This is a genomic window from Alkalihalophilus lindianensis, from assembly GCF_032843265.1.
Taxonomy (GTDB): domain Bacteria; phylum Bacillota; class Bacilli; order Bacillales; family Bacillaceae_D; genus Alkalihalophilus; species Alkalihalophilus lindianensis.
In genome coordinates, this window is the sequence record NZ_JAWJBA010000001.1 from 782,971 (window position 1) to 800,822 (window position 17,852).

A 17,852-nucleotide genomic window follows, 5' to 3' on the forward strand; every position below is an offset into this window, starting at 1 on the left:
GAAGAGTTGATGGGAGGATTTATCATGGAGAAAAAAACAGTAATCGTAACAGGTGGAAGTAATGGCATGGGAAAAGCAATGGCGAAAAAATTTGCAAGCCAAGGTGCCTATGTCACCATCAGCGGACGCGATGAGGAGCGCCTGCTTCAAGCTAAAGAGGAAATTGAGACATTTGAGGGACAAGTCCTCCCGGTAGTCATGGATGTACGTGATCCAGAAAAAGTTCAACATATGGTTGATGTTACAAAAGAAACATTTGGTCAAATTGATTACTTAGTGAACAATGCAGCTGGTAATTTCTTAGTTCGCGCTGAAGAATTATCAGAAAATGGGTGGAAATCCGTTATTGATATTGTTTTAAACGGAACTTGGCATTGCACACAAGCAGTCGGCAAGGAATGGATTGCAAATAAGCAACAAGGAAGCATTACGAATATTATTGCCACGTATGCATGGACGGCAGGCCCTGGCGTTGTCCACTCTGCATGTGCCAAAGCAGGTGTGCTTGCAATGACACGTACACTAGCAGTTGAATGGGGAAGTCAATACGGGATCCGTTTAAATGCGATTGCTCCTGGCCCGATTGAGGAAACAGGTGGTGCTGAGCGTCTTATTTTAAATGAAGCTGCCCACAAAAAAGTTCTTAAAGGCATTCCTGCGAGACGTTTCGGTAAAGTAGAAGAAGTAGCAGGTCTTGCGGCTTTCTTATTCTCAGAGGAAGCTAAATATATTAATGGAGATTGTATTACCATCGATGGTGGTCAATGGTTGAACGGAGCCTCATTTCAATCATAGAAATGTATTTAAGACCAAGAGCAAATTAGCTCTTGGTCTTTTTATTATGATTTCTTAGCGAATTGGAAAAACTAATGACATATCTAGTTATTCTACGTTTTAATTTCATAAAATCGGGTATTTTGTTTATCTGTTTATTATATCTGGAAGGAATGAATCAATGATTACATTTAATAACGTCTCAAAAGAATTTGTGGACGGTACAAAAGCAGTAGATAATTTGAATTTCACGATTGAAAAAGGAGAAATTTTTGTGGTAATCGGCCCGAGTGGATGCGGAAAAACGACGACGATGAAAATGATTAATCGACTGATTGACCCAAGCGAAGGTTCAATACATATTAATAATCAGTCAATTGCAGAAGGAGACATTCATAAATTGCGATGGAATATTGGATATGTCCTTCAGCAAATTGCACTTTTTCCGAATATGACTGTGGCTGAAAATATCTCTGTTGTACCTGAAATGAAAAAATGGTCAAAAGATAAAATCACTGCGCGGGTAGATGAGTTACTCGGTTTAGTAGGTTTAGAGGCTCATACCTACCGGGACCGTATGCCTCATGAGCTCTCAGGAGGTCAACAACAGCGTGTTGGAGTGGCAAGAGCCCTAGCAGCCAATCCTGACATTCTGTTAATGGATGAACCATTTAGCGCACTTGATCCAATTAGTCGGGAGCAATTACAAGAAGATGTACAGAACCTACAGGGAACGATTCAAAAAACGATCGTCTTTGTTACCCATGATATGGATGAAGCTTTAAAGCTTGGTGATCGTATTTGTTTGATGAAAGAGGGGAAAGTGATCCAAGTCGGAACTCCAGAGGAATTAATGACAACTCCTAGCGACCCTTTTGTCACACAATTTATTGGCAATCGTTCATTAGACAAGATGGAAAGCACAAAAATGCTCGTTAGGGATGTGATGGACCGAAATGTGAACCTCATTAACCACCCTACTTTATCAACGAAACACGTCATTAACCCTAATCAGAGTATTGAAGAAGCTTATCAACAATTAAAAGAAGGTTCTGCTCCTTATTTACTTGTGAAAGAAAATGGTGATGTCGTCGGTACGATTAGTTATGAAGATTTGGCAAGAACGTGGATGAAGGAGCGTGAAGCGTAATGGATACATTAAATCGCTTGTATCAACTCTTCATCCAAAGGCAAGATTTATTATGGAATGCCTTATGGGAGCATATTCAACTCTCTTTAATCTCTCTTTTAATAGCTGTTTTTATTGCAGTGCCACTAGGTGTGTTTCTCTCGAGGCAAACACGCATCGCTGAATTTGTCATAGGCATCACTGCTGTGCTTCAAACGATACCTAGTTTAGCGTTACTAGGTTTTATGATTTTATTTGTAGGAATTGGAACGACTCCAGCAATTATTGCCCTTACAGCCTATGCCCTACTTCCTATTTTGCGTAATACATACACAGGAATAAGTGAAGTAGACCCCGCCATACGTGAAGCGGCAAGAGGGATGGGAATGAACTCATACCGTCGTTTAGTCAAGGTTGAACTGCCGATCGCGATGCCTACTGTGATGGCAGGGATTCGTACGTCGATGGTATTAATAGTCGGTACAGCCACGCTTGCTGCATTAATTGGAGCAGGTGGACTCGGTGATTTGATTATGACTGGGATACAACGGGCAAATAATGAGTACATCTTACTTGGTGCCATTCCAGCTGCATTACTAGCCTTATTTTTCGATTTCATTCTCCGTTTTACAGAAAATCGTTCAAAAGGTGCATCATTCACACCGATTGTTACCGTGATTTCTCTTGCCTTATTGATTGTCATCATACCGCCTATCGTCGCCAGCCAAGGTGGTAGTGATGCAAGCACTAGGCTAGTTGTCGGTGGAAAAGAAGGGGCCGAGCCTGCAATCATTGCCAATATGTATAAATTGCTCATTGAAGATCAAACAGATACCCAAGTAACAGTTCAATCTGGCCTAGGTGGTACAGACTTTGTCTACAATGCCCTAAGAGGCGGTGATATTGATATGTACCTTGAGTTCTCTGGGACAGTTGTTGGTGATTTATTGAATATCGAAGAGTTTAGCTATGATGAACGAGAAGCCTATGAGCAGGCTAGAGATGGGATCTATGAGGCAGAACAACTCATCTTCTTAGAGCCAATGGATTACCACAATACGTATGCGATCGCTGTGACCAGTGAGTTTGTCGAAGAAACAGGGGTAGAGACGATTGCAGACCTCGCTCCATATCAGGATGAACTTTCAGCTGGATTTACATTTGAATTTATCGATCGACATGATGGCTACCCAGGTTTAATTGATAAATATGGAATAGAATTTTCAAATGTTCAATCAATGGAGGCAGCACTTCGTTCACGTGCTCTTGTGTCGGGCGATGTACAAGTGATTGATGCATACTCAACGGATGCTTACCTTGTGGAGTATGACCTCATCGTGCTAGAAGATAACGAACAACTATTCCCACCCTACCAAGGAGCTCCATTATTGCGGGAGGAAACACTCGAAGAGCACCCAGAGCTTGAAGAGATTCTTAATCAATTAGCCGGCATCATTACAGAAGAAGAAATTCAACAAATGAATTACCGTGTCGACTATGATGATGAAAACCCAGAAGATATTGCTAGAGAATTTTTAGAAGAAAAAGGCTTAATTGAGTAAATAGTAAAAAGCGACTTGCCAACTAGGCAGTCGCTTTTTTATAGGGGAATAAATTGATCTTTTTTGCCTGTATGAATCGCAAGTAGTTGCCATTTTTCATTTAAGTATTGCTTATCCAGATCAAGTAATTCACTTCTTTTCACACCAGAGCGAATATACTCTGAAAAAGTCCAAATCGCTTCTTTTGTTTCGCTCCCATTATTAGCAGCAATCACTTGAAGCGATTCAAGTAGAGCGGTTAAAACGGATAAATCTTCGCCTCCATATTGCCTGATTTGATAAAAGCAACGGTACAAATAATCATTGAATTGTCGTTGTTTTAAAATCACACGAAGGTTATCGCTTTTGTCATTATAGTAACTCCTCTGAAGATTCTTTTTTGCAAGTACGGTTAGCACTCTTGCTAATGCTCTCACTCCACTAACAGCAGTATTCGGATCGTTGATTCCAGAGGATAAAGCTCTTAGCGTGATTTCGACTAGTTTTGTTAAACCGAAATCGATATCTTGAACCGTAGCTCGTTCCTCTCCAATCTGAAGATGCTTGCGATACACATCTATATGTTCTTTGGGCAGATTGCCATACGTTTGGAGAAGAACAGCACCTTTTTCAATGTAGTTCCCTAAACCTGCTTCGACTTTGATAATGATGTTATCCGCTTCAGCTTGTTTAACTAATCCATCTAAATCTATCACTTGTAAGTAACCATTCTTTTCATTCACAATCAGATGCGGAGTACGTAAGATGAGTTCTTCACTTTCCCAATCTTTCCACGGTTCATCTTGATCGTTAGGTGTTATGTCTTCATAATAACGGTTGATTGCAGCAATTGTATTATCAGTAATTTGGTGAATTAAGTTACTTACTTGAATCCACCTTCCTACATGGTGAACAAAGAATACAAAGAACCCTACACAAACACTTGCAAACCCTACAGCTACTGTAGGAGATATAAATACTGTATTCGCTCTTTCTTCACGTAAAATAAGCAGTAAAACCAACGAGAAGAGAAAACCACCTATAAATACACCTAGAATACGTTGAGTATGGACATCACTCATAAAATTTTGCATCGTTCTAGGAGAAAATTCTGATAAATATGTTGTTAATACGACCATAATCGTTGAAAAAGAAATCGTCGTCATTGTCAATAAGGAAGATGAGATTGTACTTAGTAACGTTTGAGCGAGATTAATATCGGTTATAAGATAACTAGGTATACGAGAGAAGAGATCTGTGTGGTTGATTAAATAACGATCGGTACTAAAACAAATAATTGCAAGAATAATTGAAATCACACTATAAAGAGCTGGTATAAAATAAAATTGATTACGAATTTGCAACCACCTTGAATGCACATCATCACTCTCCTTATACCTTTTCAGTTAGTATAAACAGATTAGACGTACCTTATTTAAGAGAAGGAATAATAAGGGCACGTAACGAAGAAGACTATTATAGAAAAGGAGCTGAAAGAGATGTCCATTCAAAATCCATCAGATGATAAAATTAAAGAGGTTTTACATACGAGTAAACGGATAGCTGTAGTAGGCTTATCAGGAAACCCAAGCAGGACTTCTTATATGGTTTCTGAAGCCATGCAAAATGCAGGATACACGATCATTCCAGTCAATCCAACTGTTGAGGAAGTACTAGGAGAAAAAGCTGTCGCGCGCTTACAGGATATCGAAGGAGAAGTCGACATTGTCAATGTCTTTAGACGAAGTGAGCACTTACCAGAGGTCGCCAAAGATACTGTTGAAATTGGAGCAAAGACATTTTGGGCCCAACTTGGCGTTGCTAATCAAGAAGCTTATGATTATTTACATGAGCATGAGGTTGAGACGATAATGGATCGTTGCATTAAAGTAGAACATGCAAAGTTCAAATAATAATCGTAAAAACGTGCCCTCTTAATGAAGGCACGTTTTCTTTAATTTATATTTGGTTGAGATACATACACTAGGTTATCGGTCCATTCCCCAAATTCATAAATAAATCCTTTTCGTACGCATTCATATTCCATCCCTACACGTTTTGCTAAAGCAATGGAACCATGGTTATCTAGGTTAATATGAGCTTCGATGCGATGATAGTTCAGATTGTTGTGGGCTAGGCGCAATACTTCTTCTACAGACTCCTTACCATACCCTTGACCCCAATAGTGATTATGAATGGAATACCCGATTCTCCCCCAGTGAAAATCTTCACGTATTAAGGTAGAGACATCAATCACCCCAAGATGAGCCCCATCCTTTTTTCTAAATACACCGAATACATACAACGTATCTTGTTTGGCCGAAGATTGATGATGGTTTACTAAATCATAAAACCATTGCTCTGTGCACACACTCATATTAACTTTCCCTTCATCATATCGATGTTTTGAAGGTTCGCGCCGTTGATATTGCGTGAGCCAATTAAGGTAGTCTTGATACACATAAGGTCTAATTTCTAAGCGGTTTGTTAAGCCTGTTAGTATATAAGGATTCACGGTTGTCCTCCTGTATAAACGTAAGTAAATACCCGTTGTTCTATAGTTGATTGTATTATAGCATGGTATGTGGTGGATGAATCGTCAATGATTCGTCAAATTCCGCTATGACTTTTTTCATAGAAAAAGCAGGAATCCCCAAAAGAGGTTGCGAATACTGAAATAACAGCTACAATAGTAAAGGCGATAGTGAACGTATAATAGAAACGTGTGTTCGTTTGTGCTACAATATAAGTAGCATGTTGAAAGGAGTACCAATCTTGGCAAAGAAACAGCATCTTGATTATAACGATGACGCAATACAAGTATTAGAAGGATTAGAGGCGGTAAGAAAACGCCCTGGTATGTACATAGGAAGTACAGATGGACGAGGACTTCACCATCTTGTATATGAAATTGTTGATAATGCAGTAGATGAAGCACTAGCAGGATATGGTTCATATATTAAGGTAACCATTCACCGTGACAACAGCATTTCCGTCTCAGATGAAGGTCGTGGAATGCCTGTTGGAATGCATAAATTAGGAAAACCAACCCCAGAAATTATTATGACTGTATTGCATGCTGGGGGTAAATTCGGACAAGGGGGCTATGCAACTAGTGGAGGGTTGCATGGCGTAGGCGCGTCTGTCGTAAATGCTCTCTCCGAATGGCTCGTAGTTGAAATCAAGCGTGATGGCACTGTGTATAAGCAGCGTTTTGAAAATGGCGGTAAGCCTGTTACTACATTAGAAAAGCACGGTTCAACGAGAAAAGCAGGGACAACCATCCACTTCAAGCCTGATCCAACCATTTTTAGTGTGACAACATATAATTTCGAAACATTATCTGAGCGATTACGGGAAGCTGCATTCCTTTTAAAAGGATTAAAAATTGAATTAGTTGACATGCGAAGTGACCAGGAAAATGAACTATTTCATTATGAAAATGGAATAGAGGCGTTTGTTGAATATTTAAATGAAGATAAAGAAACGCTTCACCCAGTTGTATTCTTTGGTGGGGAGCATCAGGAGATAGAAGTTGAATTAGCATTTCAATTCAATGATGGCTATACAGAAAGTGTCTTGTCTTTTGTTAATAATGTTCGTACCAAAGATGGTGGTACACATGAACTTGGTGCAAAAGCAGCCATGACTCGTGCAGTGAATGAATACGCGCGTAAAGTAAAACTATTAAGAGATAAAGACAAAAATTTAGATGGGTCTGACATTAGAGAGGGATTCACAGCGATCGTATCTGTTCGTGTGCCTGAGGCGAAGCTTCAGTTTGAAGGACAAACAAAAAGCAAGCTAGGTACACCAGAAGCACGATCGGCTGTCGATGGCCTTGTATCAGAAAAGCTCTCTTATTTCTTTGAAGAAAACCCTGATATCAGTATGATGCTGATTAAAAAAGCGGTTAAAGCGGCTCAAGCTAGAGAAGCGGCTCGTAAAGCACGAGAAGATGCACGTAACGGAAAGAAGAGCAAGCGAAAGGATGTTCTCCTTAGCGGAAAACTAACACCTGCTCAATCAAGAAATCCAAAACGAAACGAATTGTATCTCGTTGAGGGTGATTCTGCTGGCGGTTCCGCTAAGCAAGGACGCGATCGTAAATTCCAAGCTGTTCTTCCCCTGCGTGGTAAAGTTATCAATACAGAAAAAGCTAAGCTAGAAGATATCATGAAAAATGAAGAAATTCGAACGATTATCCATACGATCGGTGCGGGTGTCGGTGCAGACTTTGATCTGGACGATGTCAATTATGATAAAGTCGTCATTATGACCGATGCTGATACAGATGGAGCTCACATTCAAGTGCTATTGCTTACATTCTTCTATCGTTATATGCGACCACTACTAGAAGCAGGTAAAGTATACATTGCCTTACCTCCACTTTATAAAGTGAGTAGAGGAACAGGAAAGAAAGAAGTGATCGAATACGCGTGGGATGAGCGTGAGTTAGAAAAAGCAACGAAAAAAGTCGGACGTGGCTACATGTTGCAGCGATACAAAGGGTTAGGGGAAATGAATGCGATTCAATTATGGGAAACGACGATGGACCCTGAAACACGTACATTAATCCGTGTAAAAATAGATGATGCCGCAAGGGCTGAGAAGCGTGTGACAACATTAATGGGCGATAAAGTAGAACCACGTAGAAAATGGATCGAAACGCATGTTGCCTTTGGTCTTGAAGAAGAAACAAACATCTTAGAAAATGAAAACTTAGCAGTAATTGAGGAGGAATAAGCGTGTCACAAACAGAGCGTTACTTAGACCTTCCTTTAGAAGACGTTATCGGTGATAGGTTCGGTCGTTACAGTAAATACATTATTCAAGAGCGCGCATTACCAGATGCTAGAGACGGTTTAAAGCCCGTTCAGCGTCGAATCTTATATGCGATGTACCGAGATGGAAACATAGCCGATAAACCATTTCGTAAATCCGCTAAAACGGTCGGTAATGTAATCGGTAACTACCATCCTCATGGAGATTCATCTGTGTACGATGCGATGATTCGAATGAGTCAAGAATGGAAAGTGCGTAATCTACTCGTTGATATGCACGGGAATAATGGATCGATTGATGGTGATCCACCTGCTGCAATGCGTTATACAGAAGCAAGACTCTCAAAGATCTCGTCTGAGCTTTTACGTGATATCGATAAAGAAACGGTTGATTACATTCCAAACTTTGATGACTCAGAAGATGAACCAGTCGTCTTACCAGCTATGTTTCCTAATCTTCTTGTGAATGGCTCAACAGGGATCTCTGCAGGGTATGCCACTGATATTCCTCCTCACCATCTTGAAGAAGTAATTGAAGGCGTGATTATGCAGATGGAAAAGCCTTCTACTACTCTTGAGGAATTGATGAGTGTTATCAAGGGACCGGATTTCCCTACTGGAGGGATTGTTCAAGGAATTGATGGTATTAAACAAGCATATCGAACAGGTAAAGGTAAAGTCATTGTACGAGCGAAAACGGAAGTAGAGGAATTACGCGGTGGTCGTCAGCAAATCACGATCACGGAAATTCCATACGAAGTGGTTAAAGCCAATCTAGTGAAAAAAATGGATGAACTGCGATTCGATAAAAAGGTGGACGGAATTGCTGAAGTTCGTGACGATACAGATCGTACGGGTTTACGCATTGTCGTAGAGCTAAAAAAAGAGGCAGATGCCAAAGCGATTCTCCACTATTTATTAAAAAATACTGATCTTCAAGTAACCTATAACTTCAATATGGTAGCGATCCATAAGAAAACACCAAAGCTTATGGGCTTACAACCACTTATCCAAGCCTATATTGAGCACCAGAAGGATGTTGCTACTCGTCGGGCGCAATTTGACCTTCGTAAAGCAACTGACCGTCAGCACATTGTAAAAGGCTTAATTAAAGCCATTTCCATATTAGATGAAGTCATTGCTACGATCCGTTCATCGAAAGATAAAAAAGATGCCAAAGAGAATTTAATGAGCAAGTATCAATTCTCAGATGCACAAGCAGAAGCGATTGTAACATTGCAATTATACCGTTTAACGAATACGGATATTACGACATTAGAAGAAGAAGCAGCAGAACTTGAACGTCGTATTCATGAATTAGAAGCTATTCTAGGTAGCGAAAAGAAGCTCATTTCCGTTATCAAAAAAGGACTACAATCGGTTAAAAAGCAATTCAAGGACGCTAGACGTACGGTTATTCGAGACGAGATTGAGGAACTGAAAATCAATATGGATGTTCTCGTGGCATCTGAAGACGTCATGGTAACGGTGACAGAAGAGGGCTATGTGAAGAGAACGAGCATACGTTCTTATACCGCATCAAACGGTGAACCACCTGGCATGAAGGAAGGCGACCGCCTTCTTGACCGTATTGAAGTGAATACGACCGAAACCCTATTGTTGTTCACTCGATTAGGTAGCTATCTCTATGTACCTGTTCATCAATTACCAGACATACGCTGGAAAGATAATGGTCAACATATTGCGAACCTCGTTAGTTTAGACCGCAATGATTCGATTTTAGCAGCAATGACTGTAAAGGACTTTTCTGATCAAGAATCGTTGCTATTTGTCACTAAAAATGGAATGGCCAAACGCTCTCAGCTGTCCTTATATCAAGCTCAACGCTTCTCAAAACCTTTAATGGCTTTAAAATTAAAGGGAGATGACGAGGTTATATCTGTGATGAGAACGAATGGGCAGCAAGAGCTGTTTATCGCCACTCATCAAGGATACGGACTATGGTTTGATGAAGAAGAAGTAAGTCTTGTAGGGCAGCGTGCAGCAGGCGTTAAAGCCATAAACTTAAAAGAAGATGACCGAGTAGTAGATGCAATATCAATTGTTCCAGGTGAGAAAGTCGATTTATTTATTGTCACTCATCGAGGGGCCGTTAAAAAGATGTCTTTAACTGAGTTCGAGAAATCCTCACGTGCGAAACGAGGTCTCGTCATGTTACGAGAATTAAAAACAAATCCTCACCGCGTTATCGGGTGTAAGAAGGTAACAAGAACCACCGTAATAGAAGTAGTAACGGCAAAAGATCATCTCGAAATGATTAACCCGTATAATTACCGAAATAGCGACCGTTATTCTAATGGTTCCTTTGCTGTTGACACGGCACAAGCTGGTGTCGTGAAAGAAGTAAGGCAATACCTTAAAGAACCAACGGAGCAATAAGAAAAAGCTGAACCTTAACTGGTTCAGCTTTTTTAGGCTTCTTTTGCCCACCCTTCTTTAATAAATCGAACGATAGAGCGGATAACGCCAATATCATTTAAGATCATGACTAACACGAGTAGGACAGGACCAACAAGAAGCCCCAAGGCGCCAAACAGTTGCAACCCGACAAATAGAGAGATTAAGACAGCCACAGGATTTAAATTTAGATTAGAGGAGAGGATTTTAGGTTCAATGAGCTGTCTCACTGCGACGATAATACCATAGAGAATTGATAACCCAATTGCCATAGAGAACTCTCCTGTAATATATAAATAGACAAACCAAGGAATAAGGATCGTTCCTGTACCTAGGTATGGTAACAATTCGGCAATTCCTATGACAACAGCTAGTGTGAGAGCGTGTTCAACCTTTAAGATTAAAAGGCCGACTAAGACAATAAACCCCGTAATTAACATCAAAATAAACTGAGCTTTCACAAAACCAAAAAGTCTTGCTCTTACAGCTATCCCGAATTTCCTTGATAACACCAAGAAGGAGGGAGGAACAACATCGCGTAATCTCTCTTTATAAAACGACCATTGTTTCCCCATGAAATAAATACTTAAGAAAATAAACAGAAAGGCCACTAAAAACGTCGGTACACCAAGTAGAACGTGTGTGATACGATCAACTAAGCTCTGGCCTGCTTGTCCAAGCAAGCTCCCTACTTGAGAACCAAGTTGAATAATACTTTGTCGAAGTGCTTCTTGCTCCTCGTGACTAAATGTATCAAAAATGCCGAGTATTTGCTGCCAAAAAGGGAAAATAACTTGATTGAAAAAATGTTGCAATGAGACAGAGGAGGTCTCGATCCACTGTGGTATTTGTTGAAAGAAGTTCCGCAAGCTGTAACCAATCAAAAATAACGTACCTGTCAATAAGGAACTAACTAAGATGATCCCAGCTAATAAACCAAACAAACTGGCAAAACCTGAGCTGAATTTAAGTTTTTCTTTCATAAAACGAATCCATGGCTGCAAAAACCAAGCAATAAATGCAGCAATCCAAAATGGATAGGTCACTGAAAATACGTTGACAACCAACCAACCAAGACCAATAATGGCAATTGATATTATAAATGTGCGAAGAATCATCAAACCATGTTCGCGTGTCATATCATTATTCCTTTCAAAGTAAGGATTAAAAACTGTATATATGGTAACTTGTACCATTATTTTAATTCTGGAAAATAGTAGAGTCAAACGAGTTTAGTGACAATTTGGCATTTTTAATAAGGTATATGAAGAAATCCTAGATAAAAGAACCAGGTGAAGTAAATTTATTATGTAAACTTAATAGAGATTAGCGTGACTTATAAAGGATAGATGCCTAATGATAGCTGAACCATCGATCATCCTATGAAGAATTCTTATGAATGAATTCCTTTTAAGCGTTTCACTGAGGATAATCTATAAACCATAAATATTAATCGTAGGATTGCTAAGAGGTTCATGAAAGAAGTTATGCAAGGCTGGAACTGATTAAATGTAAAGAATGAATACTTTGATTAAATTTTCTTTTTGTCTCAAAACAAGAAGTTTACTTTATATATGATACAGTTATTTTGTTATTTTAATTGGTTCCTATAATATATATTATGTAAACTTATAAATGAAAAGAAAAAGCTAAACATTTATTGATCGCCTTCCATTATTATAGATCCTAAAATACTTTCCATTGGACGTCAGAAAGTTGTTAATCGAATTTCTCGTAAGCACACTGGTTAAGGAGTTCATAAATAACTCTGAGCCACATACAAAACTCACTTGATACTTCTTATAATTTACATGCCCATCTCCATCAAAATACCCTCTTAAAAAATGACTCATATATTCATCAGGTACGTTAGGAAACTCCACAGTATTAAACTTATTTGGTTTTATCCCATGTAAATGTATAAGATCTGCTTTCATTATTTTTGCTATGAAATTAACCTAAAACCTCGGAACCCACGTATACTGATTCACTCCATTTGTTTTCGGTAAATCAAAGCTACATTTACTAAAAAGTAAAAAAAGACATAACTTCACAGGTCCGTAAATGTTATGTCTTTTTGTTCGTTATTCGTATTACGAAACTTGCTTATCCTCTTTTGTTGCAGTTCCTCCTCCAATAGCGCCTCCACTTTTGCCTATTAATAGTAAGTACAGCACAATACCGGTTCCTATTCCCCATGCTGGACTTACAAACGCTGTAATCATCCCAATCGCTAATGCATACCCACGAGAAATATTATCATTCACCATTGACATTGCCACGTAGGCACAGGCAAAACCTGTTAATAATAAGGTTAGTGATAGAGCAACAGGTAATAACGGTACGATGATCCCGATGATTGGCATTAAAAACCCTAATGGTAAAGCAAGTAAATACCAGCTAATTGTACCAGAAAAGATTGAATCTAATGATTTTCTTCCAGACTTGTAGCGTTCCATAATAAATACTTGAATCCCTGTCCACATAGGACCGTGTAACGGAATAAGCACCCCACCTGTAAACATTTGACCTAAGTTCCGAATCGCTAACGCCCAGTGCGTACGTGTGTGATTCACATCCACTTTTTCATCTTGTCTTGCTTTAGAGGCCTCCTTTAACAACGAATCGGCTACAAGAAGGTCCCCAAAGACTAGAACGTAAATCATAAGAGAAATCGGAATCGCCGAGAGAATCAATGACCAGGAAGGCATGCCTACTCCCCACGGAGACACAGTAGCAAGTAACTCACCAAATTGAGGAATGAAAAAGCCCCATTCGATTGCAAATGTTAATTCACCTGCAAATGTTCCAACAATCCCTGCTACGATAAAACCTACTAACATCGCATTGGATGCCATTAATACTTTTGCTTTTGTATTTGGTAAACGCCCAAACGGAATCGAAAACATTAACACTAATACAACGATCCAAGAGGTGATCAATGTAAAAGGTAAGGTTTGTACCCGATTGATCTCCGACATAAACGCAGCAATCGCGGCGCCAAGGATAATACCGGCTTTTAAGGGGCCCGGAACTAGTTGATTAAACTTTTGACCAAGTCCTGTTATCGCAAAGAAAATAAATAAGAAGGAAACGACTAAGGTGATCGCAATCATCGCTTGGACGGCTTCAGGTCCTGGCGACACACCACCTAAAAAGACTAATATTAAAGGCAGAGCTGGGGTAATCCAGCCAGCAGCATAGGCATCTCCAAATAAAACAGTTTGCGACCATACCCAGAATAATTGAATCGTTAAGATCGACCACGCTACTTCAAAAGGAATTTCAAAGAATTGCATCATTAATGGTGCTAAAGCTCCCCCTGTAGCAAGTGATAAAAAAGCCCCTTGAATCGCTTCAGGCCATGAAATAGCGACATGTACTCCAGGTAGCCGCATCGTAAAAGGTCCCCACTTAACACCTGGCTGAATTCCACCATATGTACGTTTTTTCCCCATTTTTCAACCTCCCTAATTTCTTAATCGCCCATAAAAGAAAACGCTTTCATAAACCATCAATAATATAAACTAACCAGTCAGTATGTTAGTCTATATACCTACTTTAAGTATTATTGCTTACAATGTCAACACTAAGATTGAATTTTCTGATTTTTTAAATGCGGTTTCTTACATGAAAAATCCATTAAGAAGGTTTTTCTCTTTCTTAATGGATTTACGTTAGTACCGAGCCTTTATGAACGAGCCTTCTTTACTTCTTCATCGCGCAGTTTTCGTCTTAGTAATTTCCCAACTGCTGATTTTGGTAGTTCCTCGCGAATTTCCACGTACTTAGGAACTTTGTACCGAGCGAGTAGTGTTTTAGTAAATGAAATCACTTCCTCTTCAGTCGTTGATTCCCCAGCCTTTAATGTAATAAATGCTTTTACCGTTTCTCCTCTGTACTCATCTGGAACACCGACGACGATTACCTCTTGAATGGAAGGATGTTGATATAGAATTTCCTCAATTTCACGAGGATAGACATTGTATCCACTCGCAATGATCATATCCTTTTTGCGGTCGACAATATAAAAGTACCCATTTTCATCCATTCGCGCCAAGTCTCCTGTAAACAACCAACCGTCTTTTAACACGGCACTTGTCTCCTCTTCTCGCTGCCAGTAGCCTTTCATCACTTGTGGTCCTTTAACGATTAACTCGCCTACTTCGCCTACAGGTACTTCAACAATACCACGATCGGTCTCTTGAATAATTTTAGATTCTAATCCTGGTAGTGGTATACCGACGCTTCCCACTTTTCTCTCACGTGTCGGTGGGTTAAAGTGAGTGGTTGGCGAGGCTTCAGACAGGCCATACCCTTCACATAAATTACAATTCGTTCTTTTTTCAAATAAATGGAGTTGCTCAATAGGCATAGCTGAGCCTCCACTATTAAAATAGGACACTTGATCGAATTCGTATTCTTCTAATTTCGGATGACTATTTAATCCTACATACATGGTCGGCACCCCTGAAAACTGGAAAGGCTTCTCTCGTTTAACCGTTTCAACAACTTCCTGGAGGTCGAAACGAGGTAAAATAATTTGATTACACCCACATTTGAAGCCTAAAAAGACGTTACAAGTTAAGCCATAAATATGAAACATAGGTAAAACACTCATGATTTTTGGATTATCTGGGTACTCAATAGGTTTAAACATAAACTCATAGATTTGTTCTAAATTCGTAATCAAATTACGATGTGTAAGCATAACCCCTTTTGAAACACCAGTTGTGCCACCCGTATATTGAAGCATTGCGACGTCTTCCCCTGGGTTAATTTCTACTTGAGGTGGTTCTTCAATACCGCATTTCAAGAAATCCTCAAAATAGAAATCATGTTCATCAATTTCTGTTACTTGTGACCCTAAACTTACAACAATGACATGCTTAAGATTCGTTTTCTCCTGAATTTGTTTGACGCGTGGATAAAGCTGATCTAAGACAATCATGTATTCAGCCCCGGAGTCCGCAAGCACATGTTCAATTTCTCTTTCAATATACATTGGGTTGACTTGTACTCCAATGCCTCCAAGTTTTGATACACTAAACAACGTAAAGAGATAGTGAGGGGTATTCGGGAGCATAACGGCTAAGCGATCCCCTTTTGTAAACCCTAGACTATGCAGGGATGAAGTATATTGCTTGGTGATTCCATCAACCTGCTCATAGGTAAACGTTCGGTCATAGAATGTTATGGCGATTTTGTTCTTGTGTTTATCAACCGATTGGGTAAATAAATCATTCAATGAGAGATCGTCGACTTGAATCGTTTCTCCTACACTTTTATGATAAAGTGATAACCATGGCTTATCGTTGTAAATGGACATATTGATCCTCCTTGTATTGAGTAGTTTCAAGAATATTGAGCGTGAGCTGTCGTCTATCACTTGAAGGTTACCTTCTAGTTGGATATTTTTTCTAGGTAATACTTGTTTAATCGTTCTTTCATTAAATCTGGTAGTGGTTGACTTGATTGTGAATTAAAATCAAAATGAACCACAGCCGCTCGACCTCTCGCTACTACTTCTTTAGCCGGATTAAATACTTCATGGACAATGTGGAAGCTAGATGTACCGATTTTTTCGACCGAAGTTTCTATCGAAAGGATTTCGTCAAAATAAGCTTGTTTGATAAAGTCACATGAAGTTGATGCTAAAATGATATTCCAATTTTCGATCGTCATATCTGGATTGAGTTTTTTAAAAAATTCTACACGTGCTTCCTCTAAATAGATAAAGTAGCTGACATTGTTAAGGTGACCTAATGCATCGGTTTCACAGAAGCGTACTTTGACATTCGTCTCGAATTTCATTTCATTCTCCTTTGTAAATAGTGTTTTAATCATCCATGTTCTTTTACGGTTTAAGAATATCTTCTGCCAACACATACCTACTAGTTGGTATGTGTTGGCCTTGTAAGAGATACAAAATGATGTATTATGATTCTCTTTCAATTAATGTAGCAATTCCTTGACCCCCACCAATACAAGCGGTAATTAATGCTGTTGCTTGATTTCTCCTTTGCAATTCATAGATTGCCTTCGTTAATAAAATGGCTCCAGTTGCCCCTAATGGATGGCCATGTGCAATCGCACCACCATTGACATTTAATTTTTCGGGATCAAATTCTAATTCACGATCGCATGCGATGACCTGTGCTGCAAAAGCTTCATTTAATTCGATTAAATCGATCGTATTTAATTGAATCCCTGCTTTGTTTAGTAGTTTTCTTGTCGCTGGTACTGGCCCGATTCCCATAATAGTCGGGTCGACCCCACTCACCGCATAGTCACGTATAACCGCTAGAGGTTCTAACCCACAAGCCTTTGCTTTTTCTCTAGACATGATCACCACAGCACTAGCAGCATCATTTAATCCAGAACTACTTCCTGCTGTAACAGTCCCTTCTTTAAGAAATGCTGGGGGAAGCTTTGTTAACGCCTCAAGATTGGTTGATGGTCGTGGGTGCTCATCTGTATCAAATCTAACACTTTCACCCCGTTTAACTAGGATTTCTACGGGGACGATTTGATCCTTAAAATACCCCTCTTGCATAGCTCTAGCCATTCTTTGTTGACTTCGCACAGAAAATTCGTCTTGTTCTTCGCGAGAAATGCTGTATTTTTTTGCGAGATTTTCGGCTGTAATCCCCATAGGTGGGTCCCCAATTTCTTTCGGTGATAGTTGAGAAGCACGGAATTTAGGAGGAACTGGTGAATAGGGTTTGGTTGGACGATCCATCAAATATGGTGCCCGACTCATGCTCTCGACTCCCCCTGCCACAAAAACATCACCATCTCCTGCTTTGATCGCCTGGGCTGCAAGATTAATAGAGTTAATTCCTGATCCACATTGTCGATCAATTGTTAAGCCGGGAATGTCTAATGACAAGCCTGTTTGCAGGGCTGTTAAGCGAGCGATGTTCCCTCCACCACTTAGTACATTCCCCATAATGACATCATCCACCATATCTGCTGTAATCGAAGCTCGTTCAAGCGCTTCTTTAATAACAACAGCTCCATATTGATGGGCATCTAAGCCTGCTAGAGAACCACCTTGTTTTCCTATTGCCGTACGAACCGCTGAGACAATCACTGCATCTCTATTCGACATTATCCTTCCTCCTTCAATCATTTATAAATTAGATGTGTTCTTCTTTACCTTTCTAGATAAGTGACACAATTCCTTTAAATTTATATGCAGGT

At 39.6% G+C, this 17,852-nt stretch carries 14 protein-coding genes; 6 read left to right on the plus strand and 8 right to left on the minus strand.

Translation table 11 applies throughout. From position 1 onward, the window contains the following. Positions 1 to 24: 24 nt before the first annotated feature. The 3 genes from fadH to RYX56_RS04305 all read left to right on the plus strand — a co-directional run bounded on the left by fadH (position 25) and on the right by RYX56_RS04305 (position 3,465). Positions 25 to 795 (plus strand): 2,4-dienoyl-CoA reductase, encoded by a 771-nt coding sequence (gene fadH / locus RYX56_RS04295; RefSeq protein ID WP_317120898.1) that lies wholly within the window; start codon positions 25 to 27, stop codon positions 793 to 795. Between the two features lie 160 nt (positions 796 to 955). Next, positions 956 to 1,924 (plus strand): ABC transporter ATP-binding protein, encoded by a 969-nt coding sequence (locus RYX56_RS04300; protein ID WP_317120899.1) that lies wholly within the window; start codon positions 956 to 958, stop codon positions 1,922 to 1,924. Then, positions 1,924 to 3,465 (plus strand): ABC transporter permease/substrate-binding protein, encoded by a 1,542-nt coding sequence (locus tag RYX56_RS04305; RefSeq protein WP_317120900.1) that lies wholly within the window; start codon positions 1,924 to 1,926, stop codon positions 3,463 to 3,465. Before RYX56_RS04300 ends, RYX56_RS04305 begins: the two co-directional genes overlap by 1 nt. A 38-nt stretch (positions 3,466 to 3,503) precedes the next feature. Here the strand turns inward: RYX56_RS04305 and RYX56_RS04310 are convergent, their stop codons facing one another. Continuing rightward, positions 3,504 to 4,823 (minus strand): DUF2254 domain-containing protein, encoded by a 1,320-nt coding sequence (locus RYX56_RS04310; RefSeq protein ID WP_317120901.1) that lies wholly within the window; start codon positions 4,821 to 4,823, stop codon positions 3,504 to 3,506. A gap of 120 nt (positions 4,824 to 4,943) precedes the next feature. On the opposite strand from RYX56_RS04310, the gene RYX56_RS04315 reads away from it, so the two are divergent. Continuing rightward, entirely contained in the window at positions 4,944 to 5,357 is a 414-nt protein-coding gene (locus RYX56_RS04315) for a CoA-binding protein (RefSeq protein ID WP_317120902.1), read from the plus strand. A gap of 41 nt (positions 5,358 to 5,398) precedes the next feature. On the opposite strand, the gene RYX56_RS04320 is transcribed toward RYX56_RS04315, so the two are convergent. Continuing rightward, the gene (locus tag RYX56_RS04320; protein WP_317120903.1) at positions 5,399 to 5,959 is read right to left on the minus strand and encodes a GNAT family N-acetyltransferase; all 561 of its coding nucleotides are present in this window, start codon (positions 5,957 to 5,959) and stop codon (positions 5,399 to 5,401) included. 260 nt (positions 5,960 to 6,219) lie between these two features. Here RYX56_RS04320 and parE point away from each other — a divergent pair, with 260 nt between their 5' ends. Next, on the plus strand, positions 6,220 to 8,190 hold the full coding sequence (parE, locus tag RYX56_RS04325) for a DNA topoisomerase IV subunit B (protein WP_317120904.1): 1,971 nt from the start codon (positions 6,220 to 6,222) through the stop codon (positions 8,188 to 8,190). Between the two features lie 2 nt (positions 8,191 to 8,192). Further along, on the plus strand, positions 8,193 to 10,628 hold the full coding sequence (gene parC / locus RYX56_RS04330; RefSeq protein WP_317120905.1) for a DNA topoisomerase IV subunit A: 2,436 nt from the start codon (positions 8,193 to 8,195) through the stop codon (positions 10,626 to 10,628). Positions 10,629 to 10,660: 32 nt separating this feature from the next. Here the strand turns inward: parC and ytvI are convergent, their stop codons facing one another. The 6 genes from ytvI to RYX56_RS04355 all read right to left on the minus strand — a co-directional run bounded on the left by ytvI (position 10,661) and on the right by RYX56_RS04355 (position 17,760). Continuing rightward, complete coding sequence (gene ytvI / locus RYX56_RS04335; RefSeq protein ID WP_317120906.1) at positions 10,661 to 11,785, minus strand: sporulation integral membrane protein YtvI; 1,125 nt, start codon at positions 11,783 to 11,785, stop codon at positions 10,661 to 10,663. A 510-nt stretch (positions 11,786 to 12,295) separates the two neighbouring features. Next, on the minus strand, positions 12,296 to 12,583 hold the full coding sequence (locus RYX56_RS25800; RefSeq protein WP_369293538.1) for an LAGLIDADG family homing endonuclease: 288 nt from the start codon (positions 12,581 to 12,583) through the stop codon (positions 12,296 to 12,298). Between the two features lie 156 nt (positions 12,584 to 12,739). Continuing rightward, positions 12,740 to 14,104, minus strand: a complete 1,365-nt coding sequence (locus RYX56_RS04340) for a hypothetical protein (protein ID WP_317120907.1) — start codon at positions 14,102 to 14,104, stop codon at positions 12,740 to 12,742. A gap of 233 nt (positions 14,105 to 14,337) precedes the next feature. Then, positions 14,338 to 15,975: a long-chain-fatty-acid--CoA ligase gene (locus RYX56_RS04345; protein ID WP_317120908.1), complete on the minus strand. Its 1,638-nt coding sequence runs from the start codon at positions 15,973 to 15,975 to the stop codon at positions 14,338 to 14,340. A 74-nt stretch (positions 15,976 to 16,049) separates the two neighbouring features. Beyond that, positions 16,050 to 16,460 (minus strand): acyl-CoA thioesterase, encoded by a 411-nt coding sequence (locus RYX56_RS04350; protein WP_317120909.1) that lies wholly within the window; start codon positions 16,458 to 16,460, stop codon positions 16,050 to 16,052. A 124-nt stretch (positions 16,461 to 16,584) separates the two neighbouring features. Then, the gene (locus RYX56_RS04355) at positions 16,585 to 17,760 is read right to left on the minus strand and encodes a thiolase family protein (RefSeq protein WP_317120910.1); all 1,176 of its coding nucleotides are present in this window, start codon (positions 17,758 to 17,760) and stop codon (positions 16,585 to 16,587) included. Between the last annotated feature and the right edge of the window lie 92 nt (positions 17,761 to 17,852).

Coding starts and splice junctions, on each gene's coding strand:
- RYX56_RS04345 (WP_317120908.1), bottom strand. CDS start 15,975: ATGTCCATTTACAACGATAAGCCATGGTTATCACTTTATCATAAAAGT.
- RYX56_RS04300 (WP_317120899.1), top strand. CDS start 956: ATGATTACATTTAATAACGTCTCAAAAGAATTTGTGGACGGTACAAAA.
- fadH (WP_317120898.1), top strand. CDS start 25: ATGGAGAAAAAAACAGTAATCGTAACAGGTGGAAGTAATGGCATGGGA.
- RYX56_RS04340 (WP_317120907.1), bottom strand. CDS start 14,104: ATGGGGAAAAAACGTACATATGGTGGAATTCAGCCAGGTGTTAAGTGG.
- ytvI (WP_317120906.1), bottom strand. CDS start 11,785: ATGACACGCGAACATGGTTTGATGATTCTTCGCACATTTATAATATCA.
- RYX56_RS04355 (WP_317120910.1), bottom strand. CDS start 17,760: ATGTCGAATAGAGATGCAGTGATTGTCTCAGCGGTTCGTACGGCAATA.
- RYX56_RS04315 (WP_317120902.1), top strand. CDS start 4,944: ATGTCCATTCAAAATCCATCAGATGATAAAATTAAAGAGGTTTTACAT.
- RYX56_RS25800 (WP_369293538.1), bottom strand. CDS start 12,583: ATGAAAGCAGATCTTATACATTTACATGGGATAAAACCAAATAAGTTT.
- RYX56_RS04305 (WP_317120900.1), top strand. CDS start 1,924: ATGGATACATTAAATCGCTTGTATCAACTCTTCATCCAAAGGCAAGAT.
- RYX56_RS04350 (WP_317120909.1), bottom strand. CDS start 16,460: ATGAAATTCGAGACGAATGTCAAAGTACGCTTCTGTGAAACCGATGCA.